Source organism: Microbacterium sp. MYb45 (assembly GCF_002979655.1).
In the GTDB taxonomy this organism is placed as follows: domain Bacteria; phylum Actinomycetota; class Actinomycetes; order Actinomycetales; family Microbacteriaceae; genus Microbacterium.
This window is the reverse complement of record NZ_PCPG01000014.1, coordinates 51,829-65,878: the sequence shown is the minus strand read 5'-3', so window position 1 is coordinate 65,878 and position 14,050 is coordinate 51,829. Positions and strand designations below refer to the sequence as shown.

At 67.9% G+C, this 14,050-nt stretch carries 13 protein-coding genes; 7 read left to right on the top strand and 6 right to left on the bottom strand.

Translation table 11 applies throughout. From position 1 onward, the window contains the following. Positions 1 to 21 precede the first annotated feature (21 nt). Positions 22 to 1,752: a sodium:proton antiporter gene (locus tag CQ034_RS16655; RefSeq protein WP_105711936.1), complete on the top strand. Its 1,731-nt coding sequence runs from the start codon at positions 22 to 24 to the stop codon at positions 1,750 to 1,752. Positions 1,753 to 1,817: 65 nt separating this feature from the next. On the opposite strand, the gene CQ034_RS16650 is transcribed toward CQ034_RS16655, so the two are convergent. The 5 genes from CQ034_RS16650 to CQ034_RS16630 all read right to left on the bottom strand — a co-directional run bounded on the left by CQ034_RS16650 (position 1,818) and on the right by CQ034_RS16630 (position 5,632). Beyond that, entirely contained in the window at positions 1,818 to 3,242 is a 1,425-nt protein-coding gene (locus tag CQ034_RS16650; RefSeq protein ID WP_181156357.1) for a dicarboxylate/amino acid:cation symporter, read from the bottom strand. Positions 3,243 to 3,355: 113 nt separating this feature from the next. Then, positions 3,356 to 3,592 (bottom strand): helix-turn-helix transcriptional regulator, encoded by a 237-nt coding sequence (locus CQ034_RS16645; protein WP_029262449.1) that lies wholly within the window; start codon positions 3,590 to 3,592, stop codon positions 3,356 to 3,358. Further along, positions 3,589 to 4,362 (bottom strand): hypothetical protein, encoded by a 774-nt coding sequence (locus CQ034_RS16640; protein WP_105711935.1) that lies wholly within the window; start codon positions 4,360 to 4,362, stop codon positions 3,589 to 3,591. Before CQ034_RS16640 ends, CQ034_RS16645 begins: the two co-directional genes overlap by 4 nt. Beyond that, a complete protein-coding gene (locus tag CQ034_RS16635) occupies positions 4,362 to 5,009 on the bottom strand; it encodes a hypothetical protein (protein WP_105711934.1) in 648 nt (215 codons plus the stop codon). The genes CQ034_RS16640 and CQ034_RS16635 overlap by 1 nt, the downstream gene beginning before the upstream one ends. After that, positions 5,009 to 5,632, bottom strand: coding sequence for a hypothetical protein (locus CQ034_RS16630; RefSeq protein WP_105711933.1), 624 nt, complete (start codon positions 5,630 to 5,632; stop codon positions 5,009 to 5,011). The genes CQ034_RS16635 and CQ034_RS16630 overlap by 1 nt, the downstream gene beginning before the upstream one ends. A gap of 176 nt (positions 5,633 to 5,808) precedes the next feature. Between CQ034_RS16630 and CQ034_RS16625 the strand changes: the two genes are divergently transcribed. The 4 genes from CQ034_RS16625 (at position 5,809) to CQ034_RS16610 (ending at position 10,410) form a co-directional block, all read left to right on the top strand. Beyond that, positions 5,809 to 8,340 (top strand): ATP-dependent Clp protease ATP-binding subunit, encoded by a 2,532-nt coding sequence (locus CQ034_RS16625; RefSeq protein ID WP_029262445.1) that lies wholly within the window; start codon positions 5,809 to 5,811, stop codon positions 8,338 to 8,340. Between the two features lie 112 nt (positions 8,341 to 8,452). Further along, complete coding sequence (locus CQ034_RS16620; RefSeq protein ID WP_029262444.1) at positions 8,453 to 8,953, top strand: amino-acid N-acetyltransferase; 501 nt, start codon at positions 8,453 to 8,455, stop codon at positions 8,951 to 8,953. A 66-nt stretch (positions 8,954 to 9,019) separates the two neighbouring features. Next, a complete protein-coding gene (locus tag CQ034_RS16615; protein ID WP_105711932.1) occupies positions 9,020 to 9,664 on the top strand; it encodes a hypothetical protein in 645 nt (214 codons plus the stop codon). Between the two features lie 335 nt (positions 9,665 to 9,999). After that, on the top strand, positions 10,000 to 10,410 hold the full coding sequence (locus CQ034_RS16610) for a hypothetical protein (RefSeq protein WP_029262442.1): 411 nt from the start codon (positions 10,000 to 10,002) through the stop codon (positions 10,408 to 10,410). A 42-nt stretch (positions 10,411 to 10,452) separates the two neighbouring features. On the opposite strand, the gene radA is transcribed toward CQ034_RS16610, so the two are convergent. Next, complete coding sequence (gene radA / locus CQ034_RS16605; protein ID WP_105711931.1) at positions 10,453 to 11,820, bottom strand: DNA repair protein RadA; 1,368 nt, start codon at positions 11,818 to 11,820, stop codon at positions 10,453 to 10,455. Between the two features lie 149 nt (positions 11,821 to 11,969). Between radA and CQ034_RS16600 the strand changes: the two genes are divergently transcribed. Together CQ034_RS16600 and CQ034_RS16595 are read left to right on the top strand one after the other, a co-directional pair. Further along, positions 11,970 to 12,638, top strand: a complete 669-nt coding sequence (locus CQ034_RS16600; protein ID WP_105711930.1) for a helix-turn-helix domain-containing protein — start codon at positions 11,970 to 11,972, stop codon at positions 12,636 to 12,638. Next, positions 12,625 to 14,040: a cytochrome ubiquinol oxidase subunit I gene (locus CQ034_RS16595; RefSeq protein ID WP_029262439.1), complete on the top strand. Its 1,416-nt coding sequence runs from the start codon at positions 12,625 to 12,627 to the stop codon at positions 14,038 to 14,040. Before CQ034_RS16600 ends, CQ034_RS16595 begins: the two co-directional genes overlap by 14 nt. The last annotated feature ends 10 nt before the right edge of the window (positions 14,041 to 14,050 follow it).

Below are 14,050 nucleotides of genomic sequence, written 5' to 3'. Positions count from 1 at the left end.
GGGCGGCGATACGCTTCCCTCATGGAAGCAGGCATCTTCTACGTCCTCGTCGGCTCGGTCGCGGTGGCGGCGTTCGCGCGCTCACGAGGGTGGCCGGCGCCGCTGCTGGTGACGGTCGTGGCGCTCGCCGTCTCGTTCCTCCCGTTCGTCCCCGACATCGACATCGACGGGCACCTGCTCCTCAGCCTGGTGCTGCCGCCGCTGCTGTACTCGGCCGCGCTCGACGTCTCGTTCGTGGGGTTCAAGCGCAGCCTCCCGCAGATCCGGCGACTCGGCATCTGGCTCGTGCTGATCACGGCCCTGGCCGTCGGCTTCGTCGCCTGGTGGATCTTCCCTGCTCTCACCCTCCCCGGTGCGCTGCTGCTCGGTGCGATCGTCGCCCCGCCCGATGCGGTGTCCGCCGCGGCGATCGGTCGCCGGCTCGGATTGCCGCGTCGCATCATGACCGTCCTCTCCGGCGAGAGCCTCATCAACGACGCCACCTCGCTCACGCTGTACCGGGTGTTCGCGGCGATCCTCGCCGGTGCCACGGTCTCGGTCTGGGGTGGGATCGGGCAGTTCCTGCTGGCCGTCGCGATCGGAGTCGGCATCGGCCTCGTGTTCGGGATCGTCCTGCACCAGCTGCGGATGCGCATCAGCGATGCGGTCGTGATCGGCACGTTCGGGCTCCTCGCCCCGTTCGGCGCCTATGCGATCGCCGAGCATCTGCTGGGCTCCGGCGTTCTCGCCGTCGTCGCCATGGGCCTCTACGTCGGGTACAACTCCCCGCGCACCGACTACACGACCCGTCAGCAGGAGAAGCCGCTCTGGCTCTCGGCCGACCTGCTGCTGGAGAGCTTCGTGTTCGCCTACATCGGGCTGCAGTTCCCGCGCGTGCTCCGCGATCTCGGCAGCGAGTCGGTCGGACACATCCTTCTGCTCTCCGGTGCCGTGCTGCTGGTCGTCCTGGTCGTGCGGCCGCTCTACATCTACCCGACGAGTGCCTGGGCGAACTTCCAGGACCGCCGGAAGCTCGAACGGTGGGACCGGGGTGTGCAGAGCGGCGAGTTCGAGAAGCGGCACCGCAAGTCCCGGCGCTGGGGGGACTACACGGCCGACGAGCTTCGCAGCCAGATCGTGCGCGACCGGATGGCGGGGCTCAAGCTCACTTGGAAGGACAGCGCCGTCATCTCCTGGGCGGGCATGCGCGGCGTGGTCACCCTCGCGATCGCGGTGGCCGCCGCCGACCTCGCGACGCTCGACGCCGAAGCCTCGCACGCCATCGTCGTGGTCGCCTTCATCGTCACCGTCGGCACGCTGCTGCTGCAGGGGCTCACGCTGCCGCTGCTCATCCGGAGCCTCGGGATCGCCAGCGACGCCGATGAGAAGGAAGACGAAGCGGCGCTCGCCGAAGTGCGGGCGAAGAGCCGCGAGGCCGGGAAGAAGTTCCTCGCCGAGAGGCGCGTCGAGTGGGAGGCGAAGTACGGCGAGGTCGACCTCGGTGTGTTCGACGCGTTCACGAAGCGCATGACGCGGGTCGAGAAGGACACCGACGAGGCGCAGAAGGTGGAGGATGCCGCAAGCCGCCCGTCCTACGAAGACCTCGTCGCCCTGTCCCGGGGATGGCTGCAGGTGCGGCGCGAGATCCTCCTCGCCGAGCGCGACGCGGGCAACCTCGACGAAGAGGTCATGCGCGAGCTGATCGCCGCGATGGATGCTGAGGAGCTCGCGCTCGACACCCGCGGCGCGACCCGTCAGCAGAGCCGGGCCTGACCTGAAACGCCAGAGCGCCCCGTCCCGAGAAGGGGCGGGGCGCTCTGTGCGAGGCGGGAATGGGGTCAGCGTGCGCCGACCGGCTCCTTGTCCGTGGCGGCATCCGCTTCGGGAGCGTCGTCGTCGCCGGAGTCGTCGGCGAAGGGCAGGCCCTCGCGCGGCGCGTTGTAGAGCTCCTCGTTCAGGATGCCCTCGCGCTTGGCGACGATGGTCGGGATCAGCGCCTGGCCCGCGACGTTGACCGCGGTGCGGCCCATGTCGAGGATCGGGTCGATCGCGAGCAGCAGCCCGACGCCCTCGAGCGGCAGGCCCAGGGTCGACAGCGTCAGCGTGAGCATGACGACCGCGCCGGTGGTACCGGCGGTGGCCGCCGAGCCGACGACCGAGACGATCACGATCAGCAGGTACTGCACGAAGTTCAGCTCGATGCCGAAGAACTGGGCGACGAAGATCGCGGCGATGGCCGGGTAGATCGCGGCGCAGCCGTCCATCTTGGTGGTCGCGCCCAGCGGCACGGCGAACGACGCGTAGGAGCGCGGGACGCCGAGGTTGCGCTCGGTGACGCGCTCGGTGAGGGGCAGCGTGCCGATCGAGGAGCGGCTGACGAAGGCCAGCTGCACGGCGGGCCACACGCCCGAGAAGTACTGCTTGATCGACAGGCCGTGCGTGCGCACCAGGATCGGGTAGACGACGAACAGCACGAGCGCGAGGCCGATGTAGACGGCGGCCGCGAACCAGCCGAGCGAGGCGAGCTTCTCCCAGCCGTACTTGATCACGGCCGAGCCGATGAGGCCGAAGGTGCCGAGCGGGGCGATGCGGATGATCCACCACAGCACGCGCTGGATGACCTTCAGCAGCGACTCGGTGAAGATGAGGAAGGGCTCGGCCTTCTTGCCGGCCTTGAGTGCCGCGATTCCGATGACGGCCGCGACCACGATGACCTGGAGGATGTTGAAGCCCACGCTCGACGAGAACGTGCCGTCGGCTGCACCGGGCGAGGTGTTGACCGTCAGGCCGAGGAAGTTCTGCGGGATCAGGCCCAGCAGGAAGTTCCACCAGGTGCCCACGGTGTACGGCTCCCCGGTCTCGAGACCCTCTCCGGCGCGGTTGCCCGGCTGGATCACGAGACCCAGCACGATGCCGATGATGACCGCGATGAAGGCGGTGATCGCGAACCACAGGATCGTCTGGCCGGCCAGGCGTGCGGCGTTCTGCACGCGACGCAGGTTCGAGATGCTGGCGACGATGGCCGTGAAGATCAGCGGGACGACAGCGGCGCGCAGCAGCGTCACATACGAGTTGCCGATGGTGTCGAGGGTGGCCGACAGACCGTTGGGGTTCTCCGCCGTGGCTCCGAGCTGGCGGCCGATCAGACCGGCGGCGATGCCGAGGACGAGGGCTGCGAGGATCTGGAAGCCGAACGAGGTCAGCAGCTTCCGGACCGGCCCGCGGGTGTCAGGCGCCTTCTGGGCGCGTGCGGTGGTGCTCATGAGGGTGGGGACTCCAGGATCACGGCGCGCCGAGTGCGCGCCCTGAGGCCCAACGCTATGACCGCCTGGGAATTCCCTGGGCGGATATGACGAACGATGACGCGGGTGTCGCGTCAGCGCGGAGCCAGCACCAGCAGCTCACCCACCTCGCAGTCGAGCGCCTCGCAGATCGCGCGAAGTGTCGAGTACCGGATGGCGCGGGCTCGGTCGTTTTTCAGCACCGACAGGTTCACGATGCTCACCCCCACCGTGGCGCTGAGCTCTGTGAGCGTCATCCCCCGGTCGGCGAGCAGCTCGTCGAGCCGGCAGTGGATGCCGGTGAGCTCGTCGTCGCTCTCGGCCGGGGTCACACCAGTCCCTCCGTGTCCTTCTGCAGACGCTCGGTCTCCTCCTGCAGGCGAGCCCTGTCCTGCTCGAGCCGCGAGCCCTGGCGGAAGACGGCGGCGAGGGCGACGAGCGCGAGCGCGGCTCCGAAGGGGAGAGGGGTGACGGTGAGCTGATAGGCCGAGGGGTACCACTCGCTGTCGGGCGGGAACACCTCGCGCAGGCCGGTGGTCGCGGCGATGCCGCTCAGCAGGTCGGCCGCGACGCCGAACACGAGGACCGCGATGGCGCCACCCACGAGAGCCCGCGTGACCGTGCGCGAGAACACGCGTCCGCGCAGCGTGTGGAAGCAGATGACCGCGAGGATCACGGCGGGCATGGTCGTCAGCGCGAGGGTGCTCAGCTGGGCCGCTGCCGCGAGGAGGCGAAGCCCGAGCGAGGCGTTCCCGACCGTGAACTCCGAGAGGCTCTCTCCCCGGCAGCTGAGCATCGTCGTGCCACTGTCGCCGAACTCGGAGCACGGCAGGTTCGCCGGCCAGTCCATGTAGACGTAGGTCTGGCCGTTGAGTTCGGCCCAGTCGACCGTGAACGCCTTGATGATGTAGACCACGGCGCTGAGGAGCCCGAGCAGGATCCACCACGCGGAGAGGGTGAGGGCGGCATCGAGGGCGACGGTGCGGCTCCCGCGGCGGCGACTGTTCCATACGACGACCGCAACGATCAGGGCGATCACCGCGAGCCCGATCCCGATGTAGAGCAGGGACTGTCCGAGTTCGTCAGATCCGAATGTGAGCATCAGACGAGTCCCTCCGTCTCCTTCTCGAGCGCCGCCTTCTCGTGCTGGAGGCGGATGCCGCGGCGGAATGCGACGGCGACCAGGCCGACGGTCACCCCGGTGGCGAAGAACGGCGCGATCGTCCAGAACTCGACCAGATGCACGGGCTCACCGTCGCCGAGACCGAGAGCGCTCGTCACGCCGTTGCGCCCCATCGTCTCCAGCATCACGATCAGGATCGGCGCTGCCACGAGCGTCCAGCCGATCGCGTTGAACGCCCACACGTTCGCGCGGACGAAGAAGCGGCCGCGCAGGAAGTTCCAGGCGACCAGGGTCACGCTCGCGATGACGAGGAGCGCCGCGAGAGCCCACAGCGCGATGGCGGCGACGATCGCGACGATCGACACCGTGTCCACGCCGCTCGCGATGATCATCGCCTCGTCGGCGAACCCTTCGATCGAGATGGCGCCCGAGTCGGTCGTCGCCGAGATCGGCTGCTGGTCGATCGGGATCGTCCAGGCGATTCCGGTCTCGCGGAACGTGCGCGCGACGCGCAGGATCGTGGCGAACGCGACCGTGACCAGCGCCGCGGCGGCGTAGAGGATCACGGTGATGGCATCCGCCGTCTCGGATCGGGTGGCTCTGGTGGTCGTGTTCGTCGTGGTCATCAGACGAGTCCTTCCGTGTCGCGCTGCAGTCTTCGGCCGATCTCGAACAGACCGGCGACGAGGGCGAGGGCGAACGCCCAGCCCACGGGTGCGAGGTCGAACTGCACGAGGAGCGTCCACAGCACGTCCTCGACCTGCGGATCGGTGGTGGCGAGGTCCTGCACGATCATGGCCCGGCCGACGCCGCCGGCGAACTGTCCGAACAACGAGCCGGCGATCATCAGGATTGCGGCGACCGCGAACATCCAGCCGAGCGATGCGCGGAAGGGCCGTGAGCGGATGAGGGAGACGCCGAGCCACCAGACGCCGGCGCACAGCGCCACGGTCGCGAGGGCCGGGAGCAGCGTCTCGAGGAGCAGCATCCAGCGGGCCCCCGAAGGCATCGCCGGAACCGTGACGAGCGCGGTGTCGACCGTCGCCGCGCTCACGCCGGAGACTCCGTCCAGCGCGGTCAGGTCGACGTCGTGCACGGGCATCGACACGGTCGGCGCGGTGCCGAAGATCTCGGATGCGGCCGAGGTCACGGCGACGATCGCGCCGATCCCGACGCTGACGGCGCCGGTGGCGATGAGTCCGAGGGCGATCCCGTCGACGAGTGAGGGGCGTCCTTCTCTGGTGCGCATCGCTGCCTCCTTGAGTTCGGTTGTTATCGACTGTCGTTAACATAACGACTGTCGATAACACGGTCAAGCCCCGGTATGCCCACGGCGAACACGGGCATACGTGCCCGATGTGGTGGTTACTCTCGATGTACAAGCGCTTCACGCGTCTTCGCCCCGTGCGAATAAGGAGTCACAGCATGTTCGAGAGATTTACGGACCGAGCCCGTCGAGTGGTCGTCCTCGCCCAAGAAGAGGCGAAGATGCTCAACCACAACTACATCGGGACCGAGCACATCCTGCTCGGCCTCATCCACGAGGGTGAAGGCGTCGCCGCCAAGGCCCTCGAGAGCCTCGGCATCTCCCTCGACGCCGTGCGCGAGCAGGTGCAGGACATCATCGGCCAGGGTCAGCAGCAGCCGACCGGGCACATCCCGTTCACGCCGCGCGCCAAGAAGGTGCTCGAGCTCAGCCTCCGCGAGGCCCTGCAGCTCGGCCACAACTACATCGGCACCGAGCACATCCTGCTCGGCCTTATCCGTGAGGGCGAGGGCGTCGCCGCTCAGGTGCTCGTCAAGCTCGGCGCCGACCTCAACAAGGTCCGCCAGCAGGTCATCCAGCTGCTCTCCGGAGCCCCTGGCCGCGAGCCGGCATCCGTCGGCGCGCAGACCAACGACTCGCCTGCCGGCACCCAGGGTGGTTCCGCGGTGCTCGACCAGTTCGGTCGCAACCTCACCCAGGCCGCGCGCGACAACAAGCTCGACCCGGTCATCGGGCGCGAGAAGGAGGCGGAGCGGGTCATGCAGATCCTCTCCCGCCGTTCCAAGAACAACCCCGTCCTGATCGGCGAGCCCGGCGTCGGCAAGACCGCCGTCGTCGAAGGTCTGGCCCAGGCGATCGTCAAGGGCGATGTTCCCGAGACGCTGAAGGACAAGCAGCTCTACTCGCTCGACCTCGGCTCTCTCATCGCCGGTTCCCGCTACCGCGGTGACTTCGAGGAGCGCCTGAAGAAGGTCACCAAGGAGATCCGCACGCGCGGCGACATCATCGTCTTCATCGACGAGATCCACACCCTCGTGGGTGCGGGTGCCGCCGAGGGTGCGATCGACGCGGCCAGCATCCTGAAGCCGCTCCTCGCTCGTGGTGAGCTCCAGACCATCGGTGCCACGACGCTCGACGAGTACCGCAAGCACTTCGAGAAGGATGCGGCGCTCGAGCGCCGCTTCCAGCCGGTGCAGGTCAACGAGCCGACGCTGCCGCACACCATCAACATCCTCAAGGGGCTGCGCGACCGCTACGAGGCGCACCACAAGGTGCAGATCACCGACGGTGCGATCGTGGCCGCGGCGAACCTCGCCGACCGCTACGTCTCCGACCGGTTCCTTCCGGACAAGGCGATCGACCTGATCGACGAGGCCGGCGCACGCCTGCGTCTGTCGATCCTGTCGAGCCCGCCCGAGCTGCGTGAGTTCGACGAGAAGATCGCCACGGTGCGCGAGCAGAAGGAAGTCGCCTCCGAGGAGCAGGACTTCGAGAAGGCCGCATCCCTCCGCGATGAGGAGAAGAGCCTCCTCGCCGAGCGTCTGCGTCTCGAGAAGCAGTGGCGTGCGGGCGACGTCGCGACCTCCGCGGTCGTCGACGAGGGTCTGATCGCCGAGGTGCTCGCACAGGCCACCGGCATCCCCGTGTTCAAGCTCACGGAAGAGGAGTCCAGCCGACTCGTCTTCATGGAGAAGGCCCTGCACCAGCGCGTCGTCGGTCAGGAAGAGGCGATCGCCGCCCTCTCCAAGACCATCCGTCGTCAGCGTGCCGGTCTCAAGGACCCGAAGCGTCCCTCGGGCTCGTTCATCTTCGCCGGCCCCACGGGTGTCGGAAAGACCGAGCTCGCCAAGGCGCTCGCCGAGTTCCTGTTCGACGACGAGGCGGCTCTCATCTCGCTCGACATGAGCGAGTTCGGTGAGAAGCACACGGTCTCGCGTCTGTTCGGTGCCCCTCCCGGATTCGTCGGATTCGAAGAGGGTGGCCAGCTCACCGAGAAGGTGCGCCGCAAGCCGTTCAGCGTGGTGCTCTTCGACGAGATCGAGAAGGCCCACCCCGACATCTTCAACTCGCTGCTGCAGATCCTCGAAGAGGGTCGGCTCACCGACGGCCAGGGTCGGATCGTGGACTTCAAGAACACGGTCATCATCATGACCACCAACCTCGGTGCACGTGACATCGCGGGCGGTCCCGTCGGCTTCCAGATCGAGGGCAACGACTCGACCAGTTACGACCGGATGAAGGGCAAGGTGAACGAAGAGCTCAAGCGGCACTTCAAGCCCGAGTTCCTCAACCGTGTCGACGACATCATCGTGTTCCCGCAGCTGTCCAAGACCGAGCTGGTGCAGATCGTCGATCTGTTCGCCAAGCGCCTCGGCGAGCGTCTGCTGGACCGCGACATGACGATCGAGCTGTCGCAGGCCGCCAAGGAGCGTCTCATCGAGATCGGCTTCGACCCGGCGCTCGGCGCCCGACCGCTGCGTCGCGCGATGCAGCACGAGGTCGAGGACCGTCTGTCGGAGAAGATCCTGCACGGTGAGCTCAACTCGGGTGACCACGTCAAGGTCGACGCGAAGGACGGGGAGTTCCTGTTCGAGCACGGCCCGCGCGGCGAGAAGGTCGCGGTCGGTGCCAACACCGGCGGCGGCGCGATCGCCGGCACCCCCGACCTGGCGGTCGCCAGCGGGGAGTGACCTCCGGCTGAATCACGAAGGCTGAATCGCGAAAGGGGCGGATGCTGCGGCATCCGCCCCTTTCCTGTGTCCGGCACAGGCGGCGACGGGTCGTGGGTTCTAGGCTTGTCCCGTGAGTGAGTACATCGTCCGACCGGCCCGCAGCGCCGACATCGTCGGCATCCGCAACCTGCTGCAGCCCCTCGTGGAGCAGCGCATCCTGCTCGGCAAGGATCTGGCGGTGCTCTACGGCGCGGTGCAGGAGTTCGTGGTCGCCGAAGCCGACGGTGTGCTGATCGGCTGCGGCGCGCTGCACGTGTTCTGGGAAGACCTCGGCGAGGTGCGCACCCTGCTCGTGCAGGATGACTGGCTGCACCACGGGGTCGGCCGGGCCATCGTCGATCGTCTCGAGGAGAACGCGCGCACGCTCGGGCTGTCGCGCCTGTTCTGCCTCACGTTCGAGGTCGAGTTCTTCAGCCGCCGCGGCTTCACTCCCATCGGCGAGCAGGTCGTCGACCCCGACGTGTACTCCCAGCTGCTGCGCAGCGGTGACGCGGGTGTCGAGGAGTTCCTCGATCTCGCGCACGTCAAGCCGAACACGCTCGGCAACACGCGCATGCTCAAGGTGCTCTGAGGGCCCACGGCAGACCACCGCCGCGGCCTCCCAGGCTGCACGGGCGGGATCGCTTAACCTGGAACCATGCCCCGTCCTTCCGCTGCCGTCTATCGTCGTCGGCGACTGGTCGTGGTGATCGGGCTCATCCTGCTCGTCGCCGCGATCGGCATCGGGATCTGGCTCCTGATCGCGAAGCCCTGGGCAGCCGCGGATGCCTCTCCGAAGCCGACATCCTCGTCGTCGGAGACGCCCACCACGACCCCGACGACCGACGCCGAGTCGCCGTCGCCGAGCCCTTCGTCCGAGCAGACGCCGGCGATCGTCGCCTGCGAGGCGAAAGACGTCGAGGTCTCGGCGGTCACGGACGCGGAGACCTATGCCGCGGGTGTCCTGCCGAAGCTCTCCATCTCCTTGACCAACAAGGGCACGAAGGACTGCACGCTCGATGTCGGCTCGACGACGCAGGTCTTCACGATCTCCAGCGGCGCCGACGTCTGGTGGCGGTCGACGGACTGCCAGGAGAACCCGAGCAGCATGATCGCGACGCTCACCGCCGGCACGACCGTCACCAGCAAAGACCCGGTGACCTGGGATCGCACCCGCTCGAGCGTCGAGACCTGCGACCAGGAGAACCGTCAGCGCGCTCCCGGCGGGGGAGCCTCGTACCACGTCGAGGTTTCCATCGGCGGGTTCACGAGCCTCACGACCACGCAGATCCTCCTGTACTGACCCGTCGTTCGAGTTCGCTGTTCGCACTTCGAAGTGATCGCGCCGCAGCGCCTTCGAAATGCGTCGCGTTGAGCGGCTTCCCATGCGGAAAGGCGCGACCTTGGCATCCTCGGCTGTCTGAGGCAGACAGGCGCGGATCTTTGGGATACCATTGAGGTGACTCTCCGCATCATGCGGCAACATGCCATCCCCAGTGGCGTCGAACTACAGCGTCCCCAGCGCTTCGACATCGCCGCACCGAGAGTCCGAGGGCCCTCTCGAGTACCCCAGTCCCCAATGGAGGACTCGAGAGGGCCCCTTACATCTCCGCTGTCGATTCTGCATAAGCTGGATGCATGGCAGCGAAGAAGGCGAAACCCGGGAAGAAGAAGCCCGCCCCCGAGGACTTCCGTTCGGAGGCTCTGGCCCTGGCGCTCGAGAAGCAGGACGTCGCAGCGGTCGCCCTCGCCCTCCGTAACGGCACCACGGTCGTGCCGCTGATCAAGCCGGGAGCCCGCGACAATCCGCTCGACAGCGGAGAGGTATGGACCTACCGTGACGCGAACACCGGTGACCTCGCGCTGCTGTTGTTCAGTGACGCGAAGAACAAGCCCGCCAACCTCCCGCCCGGCGTGGGCATCTACACGTCAGACTGGCTCCGGAGCTTCCTGGCGGCGCATCCGATCACGACCGTGTTCCTCGACATCGCGGGCCCGCATCCGATGCAGGCGGACCCGGTCGAGCTGCTCAAGGCGCTCGACGCCTGAGAGCCGAGGCCCTCGGGGGCTGTAGCGACCCGCCGGGGTCGATCAGAACGGCGGAACGTCGCGATCGGAACGGCGTGACGTGTTGCGGGCGCGGACATCGCCGAGCGCGGCGCGGAGGGTCTTCGATCGGTCGTCGACGACCTGCTCGTAACCGAGACGGGCGGCCTCGGATCGACGTTGCGCCGCTTGGGTGACCGGACGGATCTCACCCGCGAGGCTGAGCTCGCCGACGGCGGCGACCGTGCGCGGCACCGAGAACTGCTGGATGGAGCCGGCCACGGCGATGGCGATGGCGAGGTCGGCGGCCGGTTCGGTGAAGCGCACGCCGCCCACGGTCGACACGTAGACGTCGAGCGTGCTCGTCTTGATGTTCGCGCGCCGTTCGAGGATCGCCAGCACCATCGCCACGCGCGACGAGTCGACCCCGTGCACGATGCGGCGGGGATTCGGAGCGTTGCTGGGCACCGTGAGTGCTTGCACCTCGACGGGCAGCGCGCGGCGCCCCTCGAGGGAGATCGCGACGCAGGTTCCCGGCTCGGTGGCACCCTGCGAGAGGAAGAGCCCAGAAGGATCGGGGACTTCGGCGATTCCGTCACCCGTCATCTCGAAGCAGCCGACCTCGTCGGTCGGACCGAAGCGGTTCTTGAGCGCGCGGATGAAGCGCAGCGAGGTCTGCCGGTCGCCCTCGAAATGGCACACAACGTCGACCAGGTGCTCGAGCACACGGGGCCCCGCGACCTGGCCGTCTTTCGTCACGTGGCCCACGATGATGATCGGCAGATCGCGGTCCTTCGCGATGCGGATCAGGGTCGCCGCGACCTCGCGCACCTGGCTCGGCTGCCCGGCGGCACCGTCGATCAGCGACGACGAGACGGTCTGCACCGAGTCGACGATCACGAGCTGCGGCTTGACCTCGTCGATGTGGCCGAGGATGGTCGCCAGGTCGGTCTCGCTCGCCAGGTACAGCTCGTCGTGCAGGGCGCCGGTACGTTCGGCGCGAAGGCGCACCTGGCCCGGTGACTCCTCGGCACTCGCGTACAGGACACGGCGACCGCCGCGAGCCGCCTGGGCCGCGACCTCGAGCAATAGCGTCGATTTGCCGACGCCCGGCTCGCCGCTGAGCAGGATCGCGGCTCCGGGCACGATGCCGCCGCCGAGCACCCGGTCGAACTCCCCGACGCCGCTCGAGCGCCGCGGAGCATCCTGCGTCGTGATCTGCGTGATCGGTCGTGCCGCGCGATCCGCCGTCGGAGCGACGGGGCCGACGCGTCGGAGGATGCCGGTCTGCGCTGCCTGCTCCTGAACCGTGCCCCACTGCTGGCATTCGCCGCAGCGGCCGACCCACTTGGCGGTGGTCCACCCGCATTCCGTGCAGACGTAGGCTGGAGGAGCGGGTTTTCGGGTGGCCATGCTGCCAGGCTATCGCCGGGATCGGACATCCCTATCGACCAGGTGTTTATTCACGGCCGGACACCGGTGCAAAGTCCCGGTATCACGGGATACTGGGACCATGGCCAACGGCGGGTCCGTTTGCGGGCCGATATACGAGCTACTCCCGGGTGCAGATCCTGCACCTGCTCTTCGAGGCGGGAAGCACGAGGGCGCGCGCCGAACTGACGATCGCGGAGCTGTGCGAGGCCACGGGTCTGCATCCCAACACGGTCCGCGAGCACCTGCAGCGCCTGATCGAAGGCGGCCACGTCATCCCGACCGTCGAGCACCGCACGACGCGGGGGCGACCGCGCACCCTCTACCGGGCCGCCACAGGCGCGCCGGGGGCATCCAGCCCGGTGGCGCGCGACAAGGCGAAGGCGGCCGCACGCCGCGGGGACCTGATGCGCAGCATGATTCCCGACGCGGCGTCCGACCTCGGCCGTGAGGCCACGTATCAGCTCGACGCGCTGGTGGAGCACCTGGAGGAGAGCGGCTTCGAGCCGGTCGTCGACGACGGCAGCCTCTCGGTCGACCTCAGCCCGTGCCCGCATGCGGCCAGTCGGTCGGAGGACCGTCCGATGCTGTGCCGCGTGCATCTCGAGCTCATGCAGAGCGTGCTGAACGAGGCCGGCGGACCACTCGAAGCCGAGTGCGTCCGCGACGCGGTCCTCGCATCGGATTGCACCGTCCAGCTGCGCGACGCCACGGCGCGGATGGCTGAGGGAACGACGCTGCGGCGTCACGGCGCGGGGCAACGGCCTCACAGAACAGGAGTAGCGCATGGAATGGCTTGATCCGCTCGCTCTCGCCCGATGGCAATTCGGGCTGACGACCGTCTACCACTACCTCTTCGTTCCGCTGACGATCGGCATGGCCCTGGTGGCCGCGATCTTCCAGACCGCGTGGGTGCGCACCGGCAAGGTCCAGTACCTGCACCTGACCCGCTTCTTCGGCAAGATCTTCCTGATCAACTTCGCCATGGGCGTCGTCACCGGCATCGTGCAGGAGTTCCAGTTCGGCATGAACTGGTCGGACTACTCCCGCTTCGTCGGCGACGTGTTCGGCGCCCCGCTCGCCTTCGAGGGGCTCCTCGCGTTCTTCTTCGAGGCGACGTTCATCGGACTGTGGATCTTCGGCTGGGACAAGCTCCCGCAGAAACTCCACCTCGCCACGATCTGGTGCGTCTCGATCGGCAGCATCCTCTCGGCGTACTTCATCATCGCGGCCAACGCGTTCATGCAGAACCCGGTCGGCTACACCTTCAACGAGGCGACCAACCGTGCCGAGTTGACCGACTTCTGGGCCCTGCTGACCAACCCCGTCGCGCTCGCCGCGTTCCCGCACACGATCTTCGGCGCGTTCATGTTCGCCGCCGGTGTCGTCATCTCGGTGTCGGCCTGGCATCTCTCGCGCGGCCAGCACTTCGACACCATGCGCATCTCGCTCAAGTTCGGGCTGTGGGCGATGATCGTCTCGACCGCCGGGGTCGTGCTCACAGGAGACCAGCTCGGACTCGCGATGTACGCCGCGCAGCCGATGAAGATGGCGGCAGCGGAGGCGACGTTCAACACGGTCTGCGGACCGGATGCCTCCTTCAGCCTCTTCACCCTGGGCACGCCGGACGGCAGCTCCGAGCTGTTCTCGATCCGGGTGCCGTACCTGCTGTCGCTGCTGTCGACGCACACGCTCGACGCGTGCGTGCACGGCATCAACGACCTGAACGCCGAGTACGCCCAGACGTACGCCGCGACGGGGCTCGAGGACTTCGCCCCGGTCCTGTGGATCACGTACTGGGCGTTCCGCTGGATGATCGGCCTGGGCATCGCGGCCGCACTCGTCGCCGTCGCCGGCCTCTGGCTGACCCGCAAGGGCGCCAAGAAGCCCCCGGCGCAGTGGATGTGGAAGCTCGCGATCTGGTCGTTCCCGCTCGCGCTCGCCGCCAACATCATGGGCTGGGTCTTCACCGAGATGGGCAGACAGCCCTGGATCGTGTTCGGGTTGATGACCACCCAGGACGGTGTCTCGCCGGGAGTCAGCGGCCTCGAGGTGCTGATCTCGCTGATCTCGTTCACGGCGATCTACGCGGCGCTCGCCGTCGTCGAGATCCGCCTCATCATCCGGGCCGCGCAGAAGGGACCGGACACCGACGAGCAACCGCACGAGGAGACGGCCCAGCTGCCGTCGGTCGTCTACTGAGAGGGAGGAG

What these genes read in the sequence shown, in the direction of transcription:
- CQ034_RS16595 (WP_029262439.1), top strand. Translation starts at nt 12,625, where the DNA reads ATGGAATGGCTTGATCCGCTCGCTCTCGCCCGATGGCAATTCGGGCTG.
- CQ034_RS16610 (WP_029262442.1), top strand. Translation starts at nt 10,000, where the DNA reads ATGGCAGCGAAGAAGGCGAAACCCGGGAAGAAGAAGCCCGCCCCCGAG.
- CQ034_RS16625 (WP_029262445.1), top strand. Translation starts at nt 5,809, where the DNA reads ATGTTCGAGAGATTTACGGACCGAGCCCGTCGAGTGGTCGTCCTCGCC.
- CQ034_RS16615 (WP_105711932.1), top strand. Translation starts at nt 9,020, where the DNA reads ATGCCCCGTCCTTCCGCTGCCGTCTATCGTCGTCGGCGACTGGTCGTG.
- CQ034_RS16655 (WP_105711936.1), top strand. Translation starts at nt 22, where the DNA reads ATGGAAGCAGGCATCTTCTACGTCCTCGTCGGCTCGGTCGCGGTGGCG.
- CQ034_RS16650 (WP_181156357.1), bottom strand. Translation starts at nt 3,242, where the DNA reads ATGAGCACCACCGCACGCGCCCAGAAGGCGCCTGACACCCGCGGGCCG.
- CQ034_RS16640 (WP_105711935.1), bottom strand. Translation starts at nt 4,362, where the DNA reads ATGCTCACATTCGGATCTGACGAACTCGGACAGTCCCTGCTCTACATC.
- CQ034_RS16635 (WP_105711934.1), bottom strand. Translation starts at nt 5,009, where the DNA reads ATGACCACGACGAACACGACCACCAGAGCCACCCGATCCGAGACGGCG.
- radA (WP_105711931.1), bottom strand. Translation starts at nt 11,820, where the DNA reads ATGGCCACCCGAAAACCCGCTCCTCCAGCCTACGTCTGCACGGAATGC.
- CQ034_RS16630 (WP_105711933.1), bottom strand. Translation starts at nt 5,632, where the DNA reads ATGCGCACCAGAGAAGGACGCCCCTCACTCGTCGACGGGATCGCCCTC.